The organism is Pseudomonas sp. NPDC087614, from assembly GCF_044743485.1.
GTDB lineage: Bacteria > Pseudomonadota > Gammaproteobacteria > Pseudomonadales > Pseudomonadaceae > Aquipseudomonas > Aquipseudomonas baetica_A.
Window position 1 is genome coordinate 1 of sequence record NZ_JBIUWN010000002.1, and the last position, 19,160, is coordinate 19,160.

Sequence of the window (19,160 nt, forward strand, 5' to 3'; positions counted from 1 at the left end):
TGGCTACGCTGCTGTCTTCATTGGCGAAGTTGTAGGAGAAATCCCATTCTTCCGACAGGTATTTGCACAGCAAGCGACCGGCGTTGATGTGCAGCGCCTCGGACATTTCGCTGCGGTGGTCGGAGATGTTCGGCAGCACGCAGATGCCGCTGGTGAAGATCGGCTCGAACACGAACGAATGCCCGCTCTTGCCGTCATGCTCGTCCATCGGCTTGGTGTCGAACGTCTTGTTCATGTACGAGTGCTGTTGGGCCCGGCCGAATTCCGAAGCCATGCCCGAACCGGTACCGCCGCCGGCACTGAAGATCGAAAAGTACAGACGCGACTGGTTGGCCTTGATGCCGCAGCTGTCGATCAGGTACGAGTGGATCATTTTCCAGTCAGGGCTGGAGAAACGCTGGGTGTCCTTGTTGAGGATGATCTTGGCCAGGTACTGGCCGAGGATCGGCGCATTACCGGCGCCACCGGCGTGGACTTCAGACAAGTCCATGATCTTCATTTTGCTGTAGTCGCGCAGGAAGCCGCTTTTCTCGCCCTTGCGCGAGAAGCGGATGCGCCCGGCGATGTCTTTGTCGAGGTCGCCGAGCATCACCAGCGGCTCAACCAGGAACACCGGTTTGCTCGCCTTGTTCGGGCCGATCCGCAGGTTGTTTTTGATCCACTGAGCCGGGCTGTAGCCCTTTTCGGCGTAGCGCTTGTCCGGCGACAGGCGATCTTCGTTGTTGAATTCGTTGAGATAGAACTTGCGCGCGTTGTACACCAGCTCAGCGACATCGAGGGCGATGTTGGAGCCGCAGCGACCGAGGCCGATCAGGCACACCGACGGAAATTCCTGATCGTTGTGCTGCTCGTTGTCGCCTTCAAGGTGTGGCGGACGCGGGAACACCAGATCACGCAGGCCGTCGAGGTTGTCCAGGATACGGTCGGTATTGGTTTCGGTGAAGTACAGGTATTGCTGGGTCGACAGCGGGCGCGAGGGAACCAATGGCTTGGACGATGACGGGCTGTTCGCAGCGGGGCTCGCGGTCAGATCGGATACCGCTGTGGCGGGATTGTTTTTAGAAGTCATTGTGCGCCATATACCTGGACTGGGTCGGCTCGATAACCAATGTCAGCGAACCTCACGGAATAAGATCTCGCGTCTTTTTTGCGCGAATTGAGCCCGAGCGCCAGGGATTTGGCCTGACTGTCGCTGGGGGGAATCCTTTCCTGATCGATGATGAATCGGCCATTATTCGGCGATCTTTAATCAAAAGGAGGCTAAATGATGTCAACGCTACCTTCGTTGGGATTCGCCGGAATCGGTCTGATGGGTCTGCCGATGTGTCGGCGCCTGTTGGCGGCGGGTTATCCGCTGACGGTGTGGAATCGCAATCCGGCCAAGTGCGCGGCGCTGGTCGACGCCGGTGCCCTACAAGTCGCCAGCCCGGCCGAGCTGTGCGAACACGCCGAGGTGGTGATGCTGTGCCTGGCGGATACGGCGGTGGTGCGTGAGGTGGTGTTCGGCCCGGCCGGCGTTGTCGAGGGCGCGAAGCACGGTCAGTTGCTGGTGGACTTTTCCAGCCTTGAACCGACGGCGACGCGTGAGATGGCGGCTGAACTGGCAGACAAAACCGGTATGCGCTGGATGGACTCACCGGTGTCCGGCGGTGTGGTCGGCGCCGAGGCGGGCAGTCTGGCGATCATGGTCGGTGGCGATGCGGCGGACCTTGCGCGCGTGCGCTCGGTGCTGCTCAATCTCGGTCAACGCGTTACGCACATGGGCGGCATCGGTGCGGGACAGGTGACCAAAGCCTGCAACCAGATGATCGTCGCCTGCAATGCACTGGTGATCGCCGAAGTGGTGGCGCTGGCCGAACAGGCCGGGGTCGATGCAAGCCTGATTGCCGAAGCGCTGGCCGGTGGTTTTGCCGACTCCAAACCGTTGCAGATCCTCGCCCCGCAAATGGCTGCAAGCCGTTTCGAACCGATCAAATGGCATGTGCGCACGCTGCTCAAGGATCTCGACACGGCGGTGAAATTCTCTCGCGAGCAGGGTTCGGCGACGCCGATCAGCGGATTGGCCGCACAACTGATGCGCCTGCATGGGGCGCAAGGCTTTCTGGAGAAAGATCCTGCGACGCTGGTGCAAATGTACCGCGCGCCAGAATCAACGGATTGACCCCAGGCGAATGTTTGCGCTGATTGATTTCTTCCAGTACCGGGCGCAGTTCGTCCATTGGTACCGGACGACTGAGCAGGTAGCCCTGAATGAAATCGCAGCCCGAACGCTCGAGGAATTCGTACTGCGCCAGGCTTTCCACGCCTTCGGTGACCACCTGCAAATGCAGGGTGTGCGCCATGGCGATGATCGCCTGGACGATCTCCATGTCCGCCGTGGCTTTGGGGATGTCGAGAATGAAGGAGCGGTCGATCTTCAGGGTGTTGAGCGGCAGGCGCTTGAGGTAGGCCAGCGATGAATAACCGGTGCCGAAATCGTCGATCGACAACGACACGCCCAGGGCACGGATCTGCCGCAGTAGCACGAGGGTGTTGGCGATGTTGCCCATCAGGGCGTTTTCGGTGACTTCCAGTTCCAGGCGCTCCGGCGCGACACCTGCCGCGCGCAACGCGCTTTCGATTTCGTCAGCCAACGCTTCGCGTGTGAGGTTGAGCGGCGAGCAGTTCCAGGCGATTTTCAACGCTTCGCAGCCATGGCGCGACAACTCGCCCAGGTCCTTGCAGGCCCGGCGCAGCACCCAATTGTCCAGTTCGGCGATCAGACCGTTGTTTTCGGCGATGCTGATAAAACGGTCCGGCGTCAGCAGACCCTGTAACGGATGCTGCCAGCGGATCAGCGCTTCAAGCTTGGTGACCCGACCGGTTTTCAGTTCGAAAATCGGTTGGTAATACAGCATCAGACCGTTTTCTTCACCCAACGCCTGGCGCAGTTCTTCCTCCAGTTGCAGCTCCATGCTGGCTCGGCTTTTCAGGTTGGAATTGAAAAAATGCAGGCCATTGCGCCCCGCGCCCTTGGATTGATACAGCGCCAGATCCGCGTGCTTGAGCAGTTCCTCGCAGGTGGAACCGTCGTCGGGATACAGGCTGATGCCGATGCTGGTGGTCATTACCATGCGCCGTCCGGCCAGCTCGATCGGCTCTTTCATTCTCAGCATGATGCGTTGAGCCATGTTGCGGGCTTCTTCACGGTCGTTCAGCCCGATCAGGATGCAAAACTCATCTCCGCCAAAACGCGCGACGACATCTTCATGGCTGCGCACTGAGCCTTTGATGTGATTGGCAATCACTTTGAGCAGTGCATCGCCGGCGTCGTGACCGAGGCTGTCGTTGATGCGTTTGAAGTGGTCGATGTCGAGAAACATCACCGCAAGCATGCCGCCCTCGGTGGTTTTCTGGCTGAGTTTCTCGGCGAAGATCTGGTTGAAGCCGCGACGGTTGATCAGGTTGGTCAGGGCGTCGTAGTTGGCCGCTTGTTGCAGCGACATACGCGCTTGATCAAGTTGGCTGAGCAGGGCGTTGACCCGGCGCAGGTCGTGTTCCTTGTTCTGCAGTTTCCTGTCGGCCAGCGCGGCGCTGATTGCACTGCCCAGGATCAGCAAGATGATCAGCGCCACGGTCAGGCCCAATTGCAGGTGGTTGGTTTGCGCTGGCAGGAACGGAACGCTGCCCGGCGCCAAGACCTGTTTCAGCGCGGCCATTGCCGTGAAGTGCGTACTGAAAATGCCTGCGCCGAGGATCAGCGCGGCGCCGTACTTGAGCATCTGATGAAACAGGCCACTGCCGTCGCGCAGATAGCGCGCCACCCACAGCGCAGCGAAGCTGGCCCCCATGGCGATCACGATCGACAGCACGAACAGGAACGGCTGGTAGTAGAGGGTGGCATTCGATTTCATGGCTGCCATGCCAACGTAATGCATACCGGCGATGCCGAGCCCGATCAGCAGGGCGTTTTTGAGGCAGTGCACCAGGCTCGGTTGCGCCTCGCCCAACGTGTGCATCGCCAGCCAGGAGGCGAGCAAGGCGATCAGCAGCGAAAACAGGGTGATCGGCAGGTCGTAGTGGATGTCGATCGGGGTCTGGAAGGCAAGCATGCCGATAAAGTGCATGGCCCAGATGCCGCCGGCCAGACAGGTCGCACCGATCCAGCGCCACACCCGCTGCGAGCCCGGGTCTTCGGCATGACCGACTCGTTCGGCCATGTCCAGGGTGGCAAAACTCGCGGCGCAAGCGACCAGATAGGCCGCCAGCATCAGCAAGGGGTTGTGTGTGCCATTGAGTATGACCTGCCCGCTCTCCGGCAGCTCGGTAACAAACTGCAAACCAAGCCACTCCATAGCATGCCCCGTCTCTGAAGTCGTCACTACCGCGCGGTTAACGCAGGCGAATGTCTGGAGTATAGAGGCGGTTTTTGCTGTGGAAGCCGTAGTGGCACATTGGCTGTAATGATTTCGGAATTACCGCAATAGCGATTGGCGCTAAGTGTCAGGCGATCTTTTCCAATGGGATTTCGCTCCAGCCCTGTTGCAAGGGCGGCAGGCCGAAGCGGGCGCGGGCGGCGTCGCAATCGGTATTCTGTTCACCGTTTTCCCAAGATGCCTCGAACTCGCGGCAGGGGCTCGAACGTTTGTCGTAGATCGTGCATTGCACCGCGTTGCCGATTTCGCCAGCCAACGAGATGCAACGTGGTGATTTGCGGTCAGTGCCGATCATTGCCACCCGGCTTGGGGTGATTTGTGTAACCAGTTCATCAGGGACTGTACCGCCAGAGGATGAGCACTCACCCCAAAAGAAAGACACGCGAAAATGGGAACAGCAGGCACCGCAATTCAGACACGGACTGACTTCGGACATGGGCGGGGGTATCAAAGGGATTGATCGGAAGATCCGGACGGATCCGGCGGCCATTCTATGCTTCGCCACGGACTTGGGAAGGGGGGCGCGGAACTATTTTTTTGTGGCAGGTTTTTTCGCGAAAAGCCCCTGTTTTCGGGGGATTGCAGCGTTATCAAGAGCTTACGTTTCGTTACAGTGCCATGGCTCGATATCAGGCACACGAATGATCACAGACAGCCCCTGCACGGCTGACTAGATTGCAGGTTCCGGGCTCGGTTGCGTCGGCAGTGAAGCCCCATAACAATAAAGAGACGGACCCATGCAGAACTCGACCCAAGCGGCGAATGCCTGGCGCATTCTGTTCCTGTTGTTCCTTGCCAACCTGTTCAACTTCTTCGACCGCACCATCCCGGCGATCATCATTGAGCCGATCCGTATGGAATGGCACCTCAGTGATTTTCAGTTGGGGATCATCGGCACAGCCTTCACCATCGTTTATGCCGTCGCCGGCCTGCCTTTAGGGCGCATGGCCGACACGGGTTCGCGTAGCAAACTGATGGGCTGGGGCCTGGCGACGTGGAGCGCATTGACCGCCGTCAACGGATTGGTCGGCAGTTTCTGGAGCTTTCTGATCGTGCGCATGGGCATCGGCATCGGCGAGGCGAGTTACGCGCCGGCGGCCAACTCGCTGATTGGCGATCTGTTCCCCGCCCATCGTCGGGCGCGGGCCATGGGCATCTTCATGCTGGGTCTGCCATTGGGGCTGCTGTTGGCATTCTTCACCATTGGCGCGATGGTCAAGGCGTTCGATAGCTGGCGGGCGCCGTTCTTCATCGCCGCCGTACCGGGGCTGATCCTCGCGATTTTCATGTTTTTCATCAAGGAGCCCACGCGCGGCGCAGCGGAAGCCGTGCAGGTTTCCCAAGCGAAAGTCGACAAGCCGATCCGTCGCGTTCTGGCGGTTCCGACTTTTCTGTGGCTGGTGATGGCCGGGTTGTGCTTCAACTTCGCCACTTATGCCTGTAACTCGTTCCTGGTGCCGATGCTGCAGCGCTATTTCCTCATGCCATTGCAGGATGCGGCGGTGGCGACGGGATTGATCGTCGGCGTCACCGGGTTGATCGGCCTGACGCTGGGCGGCTGGATCGCTGACAAGATTCATCAGCGGGTGGCCAGTGGCCGACTGTTGTTCGCGGGGTTCAGTCTGATCATCTCGACCCTGTGCACGGTGTGGGCACTGCATGCCGGGCGAATCGAAATAGGGGTGTTTGTCGCGGTGTTCAGCGTCGGCTGGCTGTTTGCCTATAACTTCTACACCTGCGTGTACACAGCAATACAGGACGTGGTCGAACCGCGTCTGCGAGCGACGGCGATGGCGTTGTTCTTTGCCGGGTTGTACCTGCTGGGCGGTGGTTTGGGGCCGGTGGTGGTTGGCGGGTTGTCGGATCATTTTGCGCACACGGCGATGTTGGCCGAGGGCGCTGAGCAAATGACCGAGGCTTATAAAGCCGTTGGCTTGCATGACGCCATGTACCTGATTCCGGTGGCGCTGTTTTTGACGATGGTGTTTCTGTTTTTGGCCTCGCGATGTTTTGTCCGCGATGCCAAGCGGATGAAGGAGGGGCTGGTGGCTGTCGTCGAGCCTGATGGAGCAGTGGCGACGGCATGATCACTTTCGCGAACACGCCCGCTCCCACCATTTGAAATGCATGCCAAAGCGGGCTTGCTCGCGAAGAGGCCGACAGCATCACCCTGTTAATTGCCAGGCAAACAAAAAGGCCCGCATCGCTGCGGGCCTTCTTGCTTGACGCGGTGGAGCAGGGCGGTTTAACCCGCCACCAGCACCCGAATCGCTTCCAGACGCAAAGCAGCCTTATCCAGCATCGCCAGACCTTGCTCTCGCTGTTCACGCAAGGCAACCAGTTCGCTGTCACGCACGGTCGGGTTGACCGCTTGCAACGCGGTCAGGCGCGCCAGTTCTTCGTCGGTGTCGGCCGCCAGACGGCGGCGAGCCTCGGCCACGCGCTCGGCGTGACGCGGGGTGATCTTGTCTTCACCGGCGTTGATCCGTGGCGTCAGTTGATCGCGCTGGGCCTGGATGAATTTGTTGGCGCTGGCACGCGGCACGCTCTCCAGTTGATCGTTCAGGGTTTCGAACGACACGCGTGCCGACAGGTCGTTGCCGTTGGCGTCGAGCAGGCAGCGCAATGCGGCCGGCGGCAGGTAACGGCCCAGTTGCAGCGAGCGCGGGGCAACCACTTCGCTGACGTAGAGCAGTTCCAGCAGCACGGTGCCCGGTTTCAGCGCCTTGTTCTTGATCAGTGCGACGGCGGTGTTGCCCATCGAACCGGACAACACCAGATCCATACCGCCCTGCACCATCGGGTGTTCCCAGGTGATGAACTGCATGTCTTCACGCGACAGCGCCTGGTTGCGGTCGTAAGTGATGGTCACGCCTTCGTCGTCGCCCAGCGGGAAACTGGCGTCGAGCATCTTCTCGCTCGGCTTGAGGATCAGGGCGTTTTCCGAATGGTCTTCGCTGTCGATGCCGAACGCGTCGAACAGGGTTTCCATGTAGATCGGCAGGGCGAACTGATCGTCTTGCTCAAGGATGTCCTCGACCAACTGATCGCCTTCGCCCGAACCGCCGGAGTTGAGCTCCAGCAGACGGTCGCGACCGGTGTGCAGCTCTTCTTCCAGACGCTCGCGCTCGGTGCGGGCTTCGTCGATCAGCGCTTGCCACTCGCTGTCGTCGGCTTCTTCGAGCAGCGGCAGCAGACGTGAGCCGAACTGATGCTGCAAGGCATTGCCGGTCGGGCAGGTGTTGAGGAAGGCGTTCAGCGCTTCGTTGTACCACTGGAACAGGCGCTCTTGCGGGCTGGTTTCCAGGTACGGCACATGCAGTTCGATGATGTGCTTCTGGCCGATTCGGTCGAGACGGCCGATACGCTGCTCCAGAAGATCCGGGTGCGACGGCAGGTCGAACAGCACCAGGTGGTGAGCGAACTGGAAGTTGCGACCTTCACTGCCGATTTCCGAGCAGATCAGCACTTGCGCGCCGAATTCTTCGTCAGCGAAGTAGGCGGCAGCGCGGTCACGCTCAAGGATGTTCATGCCTTCGTGGAACACCGTGGCCGGGATGCCGGAGCGCACGCGCAAGGCGTCTTCCAGATCCATCGCGGTTTCGGCGTGGGCGCAGATCACCAGCACTTTGGTGCGCTTGAGCATTTTCAACTGATCGATCAGCCATTCGACGCGTGGGTCGAATTTCCACCAGCGTTCTTCTTCGCTGGCATCCGGCTGGGCCTGGAAGCTGACTTCCGGGTACAACTCGGCGTGATCGCCCAACGGCAGTTCCAGATATTCGTCCGGGCACGGTAGCGGGTACGGGTGCAGTTTGCGCTCCGGGAAACCTTGCACGGCGGCGCGGGTGTTACGGAACAGCACGCGGCCGGTGCCGTGGCGGTCAAGCAGCTCACGCACGAGGCGAGCACTGGCTTCGGTGTCGCCATCGTTGACCGCAGTCAACAGGGCTTCGCCTTCGTTGCCGAGGAAACCGTGAATGGTCTTGTGTGCTTCAGGCGACAGACGCCCTTTGTCGAGCAGTTCCTGCACGGCTTCGGCCACCGGGCGATAGTTCTCGCTCTCGGCGCGGAACGCGGCCAGGTCATGGAAACGGTTCGGATCAAGCAGGCGCAGACGGGCGAAGTGGCTGTCCTGACCGAGTTGCTCCGGGGTGGCGGTAAGCAACAGCACGCCCGGGATCACTTCGGCCAGTTGCTCGACCAGCGAATACTCGGGGCTGGCTTTTTCTTCGTGCCAGACCAGGTGGTGCGCTTCGTCGACCACCAGCAGATCCCAACCGGCGGCGAACAAGGCGTCCTGCGCCTTTTCGTCGTCGACCAGCCATTCCAGCGCGACCAGCGCCAGTTGGGTGTCTTCGAACGGGTTGGTCGCATCGCTTTCGATGAAACGTTCTTCGTCGAACAGTGCAACCTGCAGGTTGAAGCGGCGGCGCATCTCCACCAGCCACTGGTGCTGGAGGTTTTCCGGCACCAGAATCAGCACGCGGTTGGCACGGCCCGAGAGCAGTTGGCGGTGGATCACCAGACCGGCTTCGATGGTTTTACCCAGACCCACTTCGTCCGCCAGCAAAACCCGCGGCGCGATACGGTCGGCGACTTCACGGGCAATGTGCAACTGGTGCGCGATCGGCTGCGCACGCACGCCGCCCAGGCCCCAGAGCGAAGATTGCAACTGGCGGCTGGTGTGTTCGAGGGTGTTGTAGCGCAGGGAGAACCAGGCCAGCGGGTCGATCTGCCCGGCAAACAGACGGTCGCTGGCCAGACGGAACTGAATGAAGTTCGACAACTGGGTTTCCGGCAGCGTTACCGCTTCGTTCTGCGCGTTGAGGCCGTGATAGACCATCAGCCCATCGACATCGTCGACTTGCTGCACGGTCATCTTCCAGCCTTCGAAGTGGGTAATGCTGTCACCCGGCGAGAACCGCACACGGGTAAGGGGCGCATTCCGTAGCGCGTACTGGCGGGTTTCGCCAGTGGCCGGGTAAAGCACGGTCAACAAGCGGCCGTCCTGTGCCAGAACGGTGCCTAAACCAAGCTCTGCTTCGCTGTCACTGATCCAGCGTTGCCCCGGTTGATACTGCTGCGCCATGCTGCCTGACTCCCACCTTGAAAAAGCGGGCTATCTTAACGGAATGAGGCCCCGAGGCCAAAGGATAAGGAGCCGCGCCCAGCTTTTATATGTTCAGGGAAGATTAGGCCATGCGTCGGTTTCAGGAAGTGGCAGGGCACCTGTGAGTGCCAATCCGGTCACAAGTTTGCGACCGACGGCTCAAGCCGTGATCGCTCAAGCCGATAGCCTGCTGACAGGAGACCCTCTATATGCTGCCACCGATGCTCCCCCTGAGCGCTGTGCCGATCACTTCCCAGCAGGACCCGATCCGCCAGCGCCCGGACATTCCACCGGTGGTGCCGGTGCAGGAAAGCTCCAGCGAAAGCACGATCGACCTGCAAAAGCGCGACCCGGAAGAGGCCGCGCTGCAATTGCGCGAGGAACAGCGCCGTCAGCAGGAGCGCGAGCGTCGCCGCCGCGAAGCGGATGAAGACCCCGAAGAACATCTCGCCGTGCCAGGCACAGAACTCAATGCCGACAACACCGTGCCGGTGGTGCCGCTGATGGAAGATCAACCGCGTCAGGGCATGTGGGTTGATATCGAGATCTGATGGCTGGTCAGCGCTGACGTCAGGCGGCATTATTGACGCAGTCCTGCCGGTGATCTGGCAGTTGTGTTTTCTTCAAGCGATGCATCGAACGCCATGAGCCAAGACGACAAACTGATCGACCTCAGTACCGAACGCGCCAAACGCGTGCATGACCTCAACGAGAAGCGTCTGAATGAAGTGCGCAATGCCTTCGAACAGGCCATGCCGTTGGGAAAAGCCAGGAAAAAGTCGAAAAACAAACCGAAAAAGCGTTGATCTCCCCCTGCATCCTTTGATGCAGGTCAGTTATTTTCCCGCCTTTACTCCCCTTCTTCATTGGCATTGACCCCGGTCAATTTCTGCGCCTGCCTGATTGGTTAACTTAGCTCCATCGCAGCAGAGCAGGGGCCAGGAGGCCAGTCATGTTTTTCGATAACGTGGTGTTTGCCGGAGTCCTCACAGTGGGCCTCATGGTTCTGTTTTTTGCAGGGTTTGGATTTTTTATCTGGAAGGATGCGAACAAGCGCAAGAAGTAGGTTCTTCTGGATTGACGAGCACGCAAGGCATTTTGGGCAACTTCGGTTGCCCTTTTTTTTTATGTGCCTGGCGGCCTGTGGACCCACCCCGGTGTATGCGGTTTGAAATGTGTGCGGGCTGGCTCGCGAAGAGGCCCGTCCAATCGCACAATCTCTGCCCGTGTGACCTTTTTCCCGAGATGAACAAAAAAGGCGCGATCCTTTCGAATCGCGCCTTTTTCATTTTTCGCTGCCTATCAGCTACCCAGCACCATGGACGCCAGCCAGAACAATCCGGCCGACAGTGCCACGGTTGCCGGCAGGGTCAGCACCCATGCCAGCAGGATGGTTTTCACCGTCCCGCCTTGCAGGCCGCTTTTGTTGGCGACCATGGTGCCGGCCACGCCCGAGGACAGAACGTGGGTGGTGGACACCGGCAGGCTGAAGATGTTGGCCAGGCCAATCATGCATGCGGCGGTGATCTGGGCTGACATGCCCTGTGCATAGGTCATGCCTTGCTTGCCGATCTTCTCGCCGATGGTCTTTACCACGCGCTTCCAGCCGACCATGGTACCCAGACCCAAGGCCATGGCGACCGCCAGAATGACCCAGAACGGGGCGTATTCGGTGGTGGTGGTCAGGTCTTTACGCAGTTTGTCCAGATCAGCTTTTTCGCGAGCCTGAAGGCCCGGCAGCTTGGCGACTTTCTTCGCAGTGTCGTCCAGGCAGAGCAGGTAGCGACGCACTTCGATGCGGCTGTCGGCCGGCAGCGAATGGTAGTCCGCTACACCCTTGAGGGTGTGGAGCAGGGCGGAGATGGTCGGTTCGGTCTGCTGCGGGTTGCAGCGGAATTTCTCCGGCAGGTCGCCTTCGACGCTTTTACCCAGGGCCAGGAACTCGCCGAGGGTTTCGGCGTTGCGCTGGTAAAACTGGCTCAGGTGCAGGGTGGCGTCGCGGGTACGTTCGATCTGGTAAGTGGTGCTGTTCAGGTCGAGTACGAACTGAGCAGGCACGATACCGATCAGGACCAGCATGATCAGGCCGATGCCTTTCTGACCATCGTTGGAGCCGTGCACGAAGCTCATGGCCATGGCTGACATCACCAGTACCAGGCGATTCCAGAATGGCGGGTGCTTCTTGTCGTCGATCTTGCGGCGTTGTTCCGGTGTCTTGTGCATCTTCGACAGCGGGCGCCACCATTTCAGGCCAACCAGCACCAGGCCTGCAACCAGGAAACCGGCCATTGGCGAGAACACCAGCGAGGCGCCGATATCGATCGCTTTCTGCCAGTTAACCCCGTCGGCCAACGGAATATCGTTGATCAGGGCATTGGCCAGACCGACACCGAGAATCGAACCGATCAAGGTGTGGGAACTGGAGGCGGGGATACCGAAGTACCAGGTGCCAAGGTTCCAGGCGATGGCCGCGGCGAGCAACGAGAACACCATTGCCAGGCCATGGCCCGTGTTCACGTTGATCAGCAGTTCAACCGGCAGCAAGTGAACAATGGCATACGCCACGCCAACGCCGCCCAGCAGCACGCCGAGGAAATTGAACACACCGGAAAAGAACACCGCCAGATGAGGCGGCATGGCTTTGGTGTAGATAACAGTGGCTACCGCGTTAGCGGTGTCATGAAATCCATTGATGAACTCGAAGGCGAGGACAAACGTCAGGGCGAGCAAGAGGCTCACAAGCACCCAAGCATCCAGTCCGCTGAATAAATCGATCATGAAGGTTTTCTGACCCGGTCGTAAGGGGGCGCGATTATGCCAGAAAAGTCTCGAAATCGATGCCCTACCTGCTCATTGGTAACATTCTTCTTCTATTTAATTTGTTGCAGGGCGTTAAAACCCAGTGTTATGGAGGGTTTTTCAAGTCATTGATTTTATTGGTGAATATTGCTGATGGTGAGCATTTTTCAGGCAGTGTCGCAGGCTCAAACGCTTGTCTGAAATATCTCTGAAACCTGTCTGAAGCATGCCATTGGTCTGTAGGGCGGTGCATAGCCGCCGCTGCCCGCGGATAGCGGGCGGGCAAGGCATCGTCGATACACCGCGCTTGTAGCCGGTGCGCACGCGACCTTCGAAATAATCAAAACCCGTGGCTCATGGCTCTTCGGCTTTGAGTTCCTTTTCGATCTTTTCAATCTCTTGTTTGAAGACCTGATCCTGAACGGTGGCGCGCTTACGCCAAGGCTTGCGCTCCGGTTCGGGCTGAGCGGCGTAGGTGGTGACTTCCCCGCCGTAAACTTCCTTGTAACGTTGTTCCTGGCGCTCAAGTTCCGCGCGCAGTTCGTCTTTCGTCACAGTGCTACCTGTTTGAGTTGAGATAAATATCTGGTGAAACGCACTGCAACGAATCAATTGAACAGACCCGTCGAGCGCGCAACGCCTGAACAGGCATTGGTGGCATCGGCAGGGCGATCAAGACTTCCGTGTTACAGGCGGCTACGGCACCAGATTAAAACTGACGCAGCATCAGTTTCCTGTTTCAGCGAGCGCTGGCGTTGCATGAATAATGAGCGTCAAGCGCTGGCTGGGGCTGACGACGATGGATATCGCGAAAGCCAGTGGCGACCTTGCTGATTAAAAAATCGCGGCCTCACTGGGGTGCATTATAGCGGCCGATTCAGGAATGACTATCTTTGCCAAGTTAAAAACGGTTCTGGATGTGTGATTGTTTTGTTACTCGCAACTTTTGTCGCTAGTTGAAGTGCAGGTAAATCGTTATTTGCCACGCGTTCTGTTTTTGGCGCCATTTACTCGATCAACTAAGGGGGCGATTGAGTGTGTCAGCGAAGTTGGGCGAGCGGATCAAGCGGTGATGCGGGCCAGCGGGTTTGTTGCGATTATCGGTCGGCGGTTCGATAATCGCCCGATCTTGAGGGGCGTTGCTTGTGTATTGGCCCGCGAGCCGTTTGTATAGCCACTGATCCGAGCCGGATAAAGGACCTGAAATGAACGATCAAATGCGCAACTCCTTCACCTCCGTGGCGCCGCCGATCGTCGCCTCGCCGGCCAAGCGGATCCAGGCGTTGACGGGCGATCCGGATTTCATGACCTCGCTGGCCCGTGGCTTGGCCGTGGTGCAGGCGTTTCAGGAGCGCAAGCGGCACCTGACCATCGCTCAGATCAGCCACCGCACGGAAATTCCCCGCGCTGCCGTGCGCCGTTGCCTGCACACCTTGATCAAGCTTGGCTACGCCACCACCGATGGCCGTACCTACTCGTTGCTGCCGAAAGTGCTGACCCTGGGCCACGCTTATCTGTCCTCGACGCCGCTCGCCGTCTCGGCTCAGCCTTACCTCGACCGTATGAGCGAGCAACTGCACGAAGCCTGCAACATGGCCACGCTGGAGGGCGACGACATTCTCTACATCGCCCGTTCGGCGACGACTCAACGGCTGATTTCGGTGGATTTGTCAGTGGGCGGGCGCCTGCCGGCCTATTGCACTTCAATGGGCCGCATTCTGCTGGCCGCGCTGGACGACACGACCTTGGGTGAATACCTGGACCACGCCGAACTGGTGGCCAAGACCAGCCGCACGATTCACACGCCCCAGGCGTTGCTCGAATGCCTGCAAGAAGTGCGGCAGCAGGGCTGGTGCATCGTCGACCAGGAACTGGAGCAAGGGCTGCGTTCGATTGCGGTGCCGGTCTACGACGCATCAGGCCAAGTGGTGGCGGCGCTCAACGTCAGTACCCACGCCGGCCGCGTCAGCCGCAGCGAGCTGGAACAGCGCTTCCTGCCAGGCCTGCTCAGTGCCAGTCGCGACCTCAGTGCGCAGTTGTTCGCCTGATGAAGCTGTTCGATAAACGCACAGTGTTGCGTTTATCGAATTGACGCTAAAACCCTCGGATCATTAATGTCGCGGCAGCGTCATCCGGCGTTGACGTCAATGGCCTCGCCGGACTGCCGACTCCCATAATAATGACAAGAGGCAACTCTCCATGTGCACGTTCCCCGACTGTCACAGCTTCAGCCCGTATTGCCGGGTTCACCGCAACGCCTGATTCACACCTTCTATTCTTGTGACCGTGCCGCTCTGTGGCCGGCCGCCGTTCGACTGCGTTTTTTGCGTGGAATAAAAATAATGAACCAGCCTCAGTCCGCTGTAGGTCAATGCCTCGACGTGCAGACCTTCATCAATGCCCAACCGATCTCGCGCTATCAATGGCGGGTGGTGATCCTGTGTTTTCTGATTGTGTTCCTCGATGGTCTCGACACCGCCGCGATGGGCTTCATTGCCCCGGCGTTGTCCCAGGACTGGGGCATCGATCGCGCCAGCCTCGGCCCGGTGATGAGCGCTGCGTTGATCGGCATGGTGTTTGGCGCCCTCGGTTCCGGCCCGCTGGCTGACCGTTTTGGGCGAAAAGTCGTACTGGTGGGCGCGGTCCTGCTGTTCGGTGCATTCAGCCTCGCGTCGGCGTACAGCAGTAATCTCGATCAACTGCTGGTGCTGCGCTTCTTGACCGGCCTGGGTCTTGGCGCCGGGATGCCCAACGCCACCACGCTGCTCTCGGAATACACCCCGGAGCGCAAGAAGTCGCTGCTGGTGACCAGCATGTTCTGCGGCTTCAACCTGGGTATGGCTGGCGGTGGATTCATTTCGGCAAAACTGATTCCAGCGTTCGGCTGGCACAGCCTGTTGCTGATCGGCGGGATTCTGCCGCTGATCCTCGCTGTCGTATTGCTGTTCTGGCTGCCGGAGTCGGCGCGCTATCTGGTGGTGCGTAACCGTGGCTCCGACAAGGTGCGCAAGACCTTGGCACCGATTGATCCTGTCGTCGTCGCCCAGGCCTCAAGCTTCAGCGTGCCGGAACAGAAAACCGTCAAGGCCCGCAACGTGTTCGCGGTGATTTTCTCTGGCACCTACAGCGCCGGCACGCTGCTGCTGTGGCTGACCTACTTCATGGGTCTGGTCATCGTTTACCTGCTGACCAGTTGGTTGCCGACGCTGATGCGTGACAGTGGCGCGAGCATGGAGCAGGCGGCGTTCATTGGCGCGTTGTTCCAGTTCGGCGGCGTGTTGAGCGCGGTCGCTGTGGGATGGGCGATGGATCGGTTCAATCCGCACAAGGTCATCGGCACGTTCTACCTGTTGGCCGGCGTGTTTGCCTACGCGGTAGGGCAGAGCCTGGGCAACATCACATTGCTGGCGACGCTGGTGCTGGTGGCGGGGATGTGCGTGAACGGTGCGCAATCGGCGATGCCTTCGCTGGCGGCGCGGTTTTATCCGACGCAAGGGCGGGCGACCGGGGTGTCGTGGATGCTGGGGATTGGTCGTTTTGGCGCGATTCTCGGGGCCTGGATGGGCGCGACGCTGTTGGGCCTGGGCTGGAACTTTGAGCAGGTTTTGACGGCGTTGGTGATTCCGGCGGCGTTGGCGACGGCGGCAGTGCTGATCAAAGGGATGGTCAGTCACGCGGATGCGACGTGAGTTTAAAGGGTAAGAATATTTGTTGGATGTTCTGGCCTCTTCGCGAGCAAGCCCGTTCCCACATTGGAATGCATTTCAACCTGTGGGAGCGGGCTTGCTCCGAGCGGCGTTTCGGCGAAGCTTTTGCGGCCGATTGTTAGGGTGATAACAATCTGTTCGATAAACGAACACTCAGTCGATTATCGGATTGTTTGGCGATTTTCCCAGGCTTAATCTGCAGTGACTCCGGCGCTGAACCTCGCGCCTTTTTATCACTGGCGATTCAATACAAAAACGGGAGCCCGCTCCATGGCTGAGATCCTTTCGCTGCACGACGCGGTGAAGCAATTCGTCAACGACGGCGACACGGTCGCGCTCGAAGGCTTCACCCACCTGATCCCTACGGCAGCGGGTCATGAAATCATTCGTCAGGGCAAGAAAGATCTGACGCTGGTGCGGATGACGCCTGACCTGATCTACGACCAACTGATCGGCGCCGGTTGTGCACGCAAGCTGATTTTCTCCTGGGGCGGTAATCCCGGTGTGGGTTCGCTGCACCGTCTGCGTGACGCGGTCGAGAAACAGTGGCCGCACCCACTGGAAATCGAAGAACACAGCCATGCCGACCTGGCCAATGCTTACGTGGCTGGCGCCTCCGGCCTGCCGTTCGCGGTGCTGCGGGCTTACGCCGGTTCCGACCTGCCGAAGGTCAATCCACTGATCAAGTCCGTCACTTGCCCGTTTACCGGTGAGGTGCTGGCAGCCGTGCCTTCGGTACGGCCGGACGTGACCGTGATCCACGCGCAGAAAGCCGATCGCCAAGGCAACGTTCTGTTGTGGGGCATTCTCGGTGTGCAGAAAGAAGCGGCACTGGCGGCCAAACGCTGCATCGTCACCGTGGAAGAAATCGTCGACGACCTCAAGGCTCCGATGAACGCCTGTGTCCTGCCGACCTGGGCTCTGAGCGCGGTTTGCCACGTACCGGGCGGTGCGCATCCGTCCTACGCCCACGGTTACACCGAGCGTGACAATCGTTTCTATCAGGCGTGGGATCCGATCGCCCGTGACCGTGGGACGTTTACCGCATGGATCAACGAATACATCCATGGCTGCGCTGACTTCAGCGAGTTCCAGGCCAAGTTGGCCGCTGCTTCGGAGGCCAAATAATGACGTACTCCACCAACGAAATGATGACCGTCGCGGCGGCCCGTCGCTTGAAGAACGGTTCGGTGTGCTTCGTCGGCATCGGCCTGCCGTCGAAAGCGGCAAACCTGGCGCGCCTGACGTCATCGCCGGACGTGGTGCTGATTTACGAATCGGGCCCGATTGGCGCCAAGCCCAGTGTGTTGCCGCTGTCCATCGGGGACGGTGAGTTGGCGGAAACCGCTGACACCGTCGTACCGACCGGTGAGATTTTTCGCTATTGGTTGCAGGGCGGGCGCATCGACGTCGGTTTTCTCGGCGCGGCGCAAGTGGACCGTTTCGGCAACATCAACACCACCGTGGTTGGCGATTATCACGCGCCGAAAGTGCGCTTGCCGGGTGCCGGTGGCGCGCCGGAAATTGCCGGTTCGGCGAAGAGTGTGTTGATCATCCTTAAACAGTCGGCGCGTTCGTTTGTCGACAAGCTCGACTTCATCACCTCGGTCGGTCATGGCGAGGGTGGCGATTCACGCAAGCGTCTGGGCCTGCCGGGGGCCGGGCCGGTGGGCATCATTACCGACCTGTGCATCATGGAGCCGGAAGCGGGGACTCACGAGTTCGTGGTCACCGCGCTGCATCCGGGCGTCACCCGCGAGCAAGTGGTTGCCGCCACCGGTTGGGCGATCCGGTTTGCCGACGACGTTGAAACGACTGCGGCACCGACTGACGTCGAACTGACCGCGCTGCGTGATCTCGAAGCGCGCACCGCCGCCGCCCATGGCCAGGCACCGGGAGAAGCATGATGCGTGATGTGTATATCTGCGATGCGATTCGTACGCCCATCGGCCGTTTCGGCGGTGGTCTGTCTGCCGTGCGTGCCGATGATCTCGCCGCCGTGCCGATCAAGGCGCTGATGGAGCGCAATCCGTCTGTGGACTGGAGCGCGATCGACGAGGTATTCCTCGGCTGCGCCAACCAGGCCGGCGAAGACAACCGTAACGTCGCACGTATGGCGCTGCTGCTGGCTGGCTTGCCGGAAACCGTTCCGGGCGTAACGCTCAATCGTCTCTGCGCTTCGGGCATGGATGCGATTGGTACGGCGTTCCGCGCCATCGCCAGCGGCGAGATGGAGTTGGCGATTGCCGGCGGCGTCGAGTCGATGTCCCGCGCGCCGTTCGTGATGGGCAAGGCTGACGCGGCGTTCTCGCGCAACATGAAACTGGAAGACACCACGATTGGCTGGCGTTTCATCAATCCTTTGATGAAAGCTCAGTACGGCGTCGATGCGATGCCGCAGACCGCTGATAACGTTGCCGACGACTATAAAGTGTCGCGTGCGGATCAGGACGCTTTCGCCCTGCGCAGCCAGCAACGGACTGCCGCCGCGCAGGCCGCCGGCTACTTCGCTGAAGAGATCGTCGAAGTGCGGATCGCCCACAAGAAGGGCGAAACCGTGGTCAGTCAGGATGAACACCCGCGTGCGGACACGACACTTGAAGCGTTGGCCAAACTCAAACCGGTCAACGGCGTGGACAAAACCGTCACCGCCGGCAATGCCTCGGGCGTTAACGATGGCGCCGCGGCGTTGATTCTGGCCTCGGCTCACGCCGTGAAAAAACATGGCCTGACTGCCCGCGCCAAAGTGCTGGGCATGGCCAGTGCCGGTGTCGCCCCTCGGGTGATGGGCATCGGCCCGGTGCCAGCGGTGCGCAAACTGATCGAACGGCTCGGCGTGGCGGTCAGCGATTTCGACGTGATTGAGCTCAACGAAGCGTTCGCCAGCCAAGGCTTGGCGGTGCTGCGTGAACTGGGGCTGGCGGATGACGCCGCAAAGGTCAACCCCAACGGCGGCGCGATTGCCCTGGGGCACCCGTTGGGCATGAGCGGTGCGCGGCTGGTGCTGACTGCGTTGCATCACTTGGAAAAGACCGGTGGCAAGAAAGGTCTGGCGACCATGTGCGTCGGTGTCGGCCAAGGCCTGGCCCTGGCCATCGAGCGCGTCTGACGCGCAGCGGCAAGAAA

Annotated in this window: 15 protein-coding genes and 1 pseudogene; 10 read left to right on the forward strand and 6 right to left on the reverse strand. The window is 59.9% G+C overall.

What is annotated here, in order from left to right:
- A pseudogene (locus tag ACIOWA_RS00845) lies at positions 1–1,069 on the reverse strand (hypothetical protein); the annotation flags it as partial.
- Between the two features lie 195 nt (positions 1,070–1,264).
- On the opposite strand from ACIOWA_RS00845, the gene ACIOWA_RS00850 reads away from it, so the two are divergent.
- Complete coding sequence (locus ACIOWA_RS00850) at positions 1,265–2,161, forward strand: NAD(P)-dependent oxidoreductase (protein WP_339493688.1); 897 nt, start codon at positions 1,265–1,267, stop codon at positions 2,159–2,161.
- Here the strand turns inward: ACIOWA_RS00850 and ACIOWA_RS00855 are convergent.
- Positions 2,052–4,334 carry a putative bifunctional diguanylate cyclase/phosphodiesterase gene (locus ACIOWA_RS00855; RefSeq protein WP_401157716.1) on the reverse strand — a complete coding sequence of 761 codons (2,283 nt, stop codon included), beginning with the start codon at positions 4,332–4,334 and terminating at the stop codon, positions 2,052–2,054. The two genes, ACIOWA_RS00850 and ACIOWA_RS00855, sit on opposite strands and share 110 nt — an antisense overlap.
- A 148-nt stretch (positions 4,335–4,482) precedes the next feature.
- Positions 4,483–4,851, reverse strand: coding sequence for a YkgJ family cysteine cluster protein (locus ACIOWA_RS00860; RefSeq protein WP_339430767.1), 369 nt, complete (start codon positions 4,849–4,851; stop codon positions 4,483–4,485).
- A gap of 301 nt (positions 4,852–5,152) precedes the next feature.
- Between ACIOWA_RS00860 and ACIOWA_RS00865 the strand changes: the two genes are divergently transcribed.
- Entirely contained in the window at positions 5,153–6,502 is a 1,350-nt protein-coding gene (locus ACIOWA_RS00865) for a spinster family MFS transporter (protein ID WP_401157718.1), read from the forward strand.
- A 158-nt stretch (positions 6,503–6,660) separates the two neighbouring features.
- Here ACIOWA_RS00865 and rapA read toward each other — a convergent pair whose 3' ends face one another.
- Entirely contained in the window at positions 6,661–9,507 is a 2,847-nt protein-coding gene (rapA, locus tag ACIOWA_RS00870) for an RNA polymerase-associated protein RapA (RefSeq protein WP_339430660.1), read from the reverse strand.
- Between the two features lie 230 nt (positions 9,508–9,737).
- Between rapA and ACIOWA_RS00875 the strand changes: the two genes are divergently transcribed.
- The 3 genes from ACIOWA_RS00875 (at position 9,738) to ccoM (ending at position 10,594) form a co-directional block, all read left to right on the forward strand.
- Entirely contained in the window at positions 9,738–10,079 is a 342-nt protein-coding gene (locus ACIOWA_RS00875; RefSeq protein WP_221731416.1) for an aspartate-semialdehyde dehydrogenase, read from the forward strand.
- A 93-nt stretch (positions 10,080–10,172) separates the two neighbouring features.
- Positions 10,173–10,334: a hypothetical protein gene (locus ACIOWA_RS00880; protein ID WP_339430662.1), complete on the forward strand. Its 162-nt coding sequence runs from the start codon at positions 10,173–10,175 to the stop codon at positions 10,332–10,334.
- 146 nt (positions 10,335–10,480) lie between these two features.
- The gene (gene ccoM, locus ACIOWA_RS00885) at positions 10,481–10,594 is read left to right on the forward strand and encodes a cytochrome c oxidase subunit CcoM (protein ID WP_003222396.1); all 114 of its coding nucleotides are present in this window, start codon (positions 10,481–10,483) and stop codon (positions 10,592–10,594) included.
- A 236-nt stretch (positions 10,595–10,830) separates the two neighbouring features.
- Here ccoM and ACIOWA_RS00890 read toward each other — a convergent pair whose 3' ends face one another.
- Both ACIOWA_RS00890 and ACIOWA_RS00895 read right to left on the reverse strand, forming a co-directional pair.
- Positions 10,831–12,306, reverse strand: a complete 1,476-nt coding sequence (locus ACIOWA_RS00890; protein ID WP_339430663.1) for an inorganic phosphate transporter — start codon at positions 12,304–12,306, stop codon at positions 10,831–10,833.
- 375 nt (positions 12,307–12,681) lie between these two features.
- On the reverse strand, positions 12,682–12,882 hold the full coding sequence (locus tag ACIOWA_RS00895; protein WP_221731414.1) for a hypothetical protein: 201 nt from the start codon (positions 12,880–12,882) through the stop codon (positions 12,682–12,684).
- A 650-nt stretch (positions 12,883–13,532) separates the two neighbouring features.
- Here ACIOWA_RS00895 and pcaR point away from each other — a divergent pair.
- The 5 genes from pcaR to pcaF all read left to right on the forward strand — a co-directional run bounded on the left by pcaR (position 13,533) and on the right by pcaF (position 19,143).
- Positions 13,533–14,375: a pca regulon transcriptional regulator PcaR gene (gene pcaR, locus ACIOWA_RS00900; RefSeq protein WP_339430664.1), complete on the forward strand. Its 843-nt coding sequence runs from the start codon at positions 13,533–13,535 to the stop codon at positions 14,373–14,375.
- A gap of 294 nt (positions 14,376–14,669) precedes the next feature.
- Complete coding sequence (locus ACIOWA_RS00905) at positions 14,670–16,016, forward strand: MFS transporter (RefSeq protein ID WP_339430665.1); 1,347 nt, start codon at positions 14,670–14,672, stop codon at positions 16,014–16,016.
- Positions 16,017–16,304: 288 nt separating this feature from the next.
- Positions 16,305–17,162: a CoA transferase subunit A gene (locus tag ACIOWA_RS00910; RefSeq protein ID WP_339430666.1), complete on the forward strand. Its 858-nt coding sequence runs from the start codon at positions 16,305–16,307 to the stop codon at positions 17,160–17,162.
- On the forward strand, positions 17,159–17,941 hold the full coding sequence (locus tag ACIOWA_RS00915; protein ID WP_221731475.1) for a CoA-transferase subunit beta: 783 nt from the start codon (positions 17,159–17,161) through the stop codon (positions 17,939–17,941). The genes ACIOWA_RS00910 and ACIOWA_RS00915 overlap by 4 nt, the downstream gene beginning before the upstream one ends.
- Complete coding sequence (gene pcaF, locus ACIOWA_RS00920; RefSeq protein ID WP_339430667.1) at positions 17,938–19,143, forward strand: 3-oxoadipyl-CoA thiolase; 1,206 nt, start codon at positions 17,938–17,940, stop codon at positions 19,141–19,143. The genes ACIOWA_RS00915 and pcaF overlap by 4 nt, the downstream gene beginning before the upstream one ends.
- Positions 19,144–19,160: the final 17 nt, after the last annotated feature.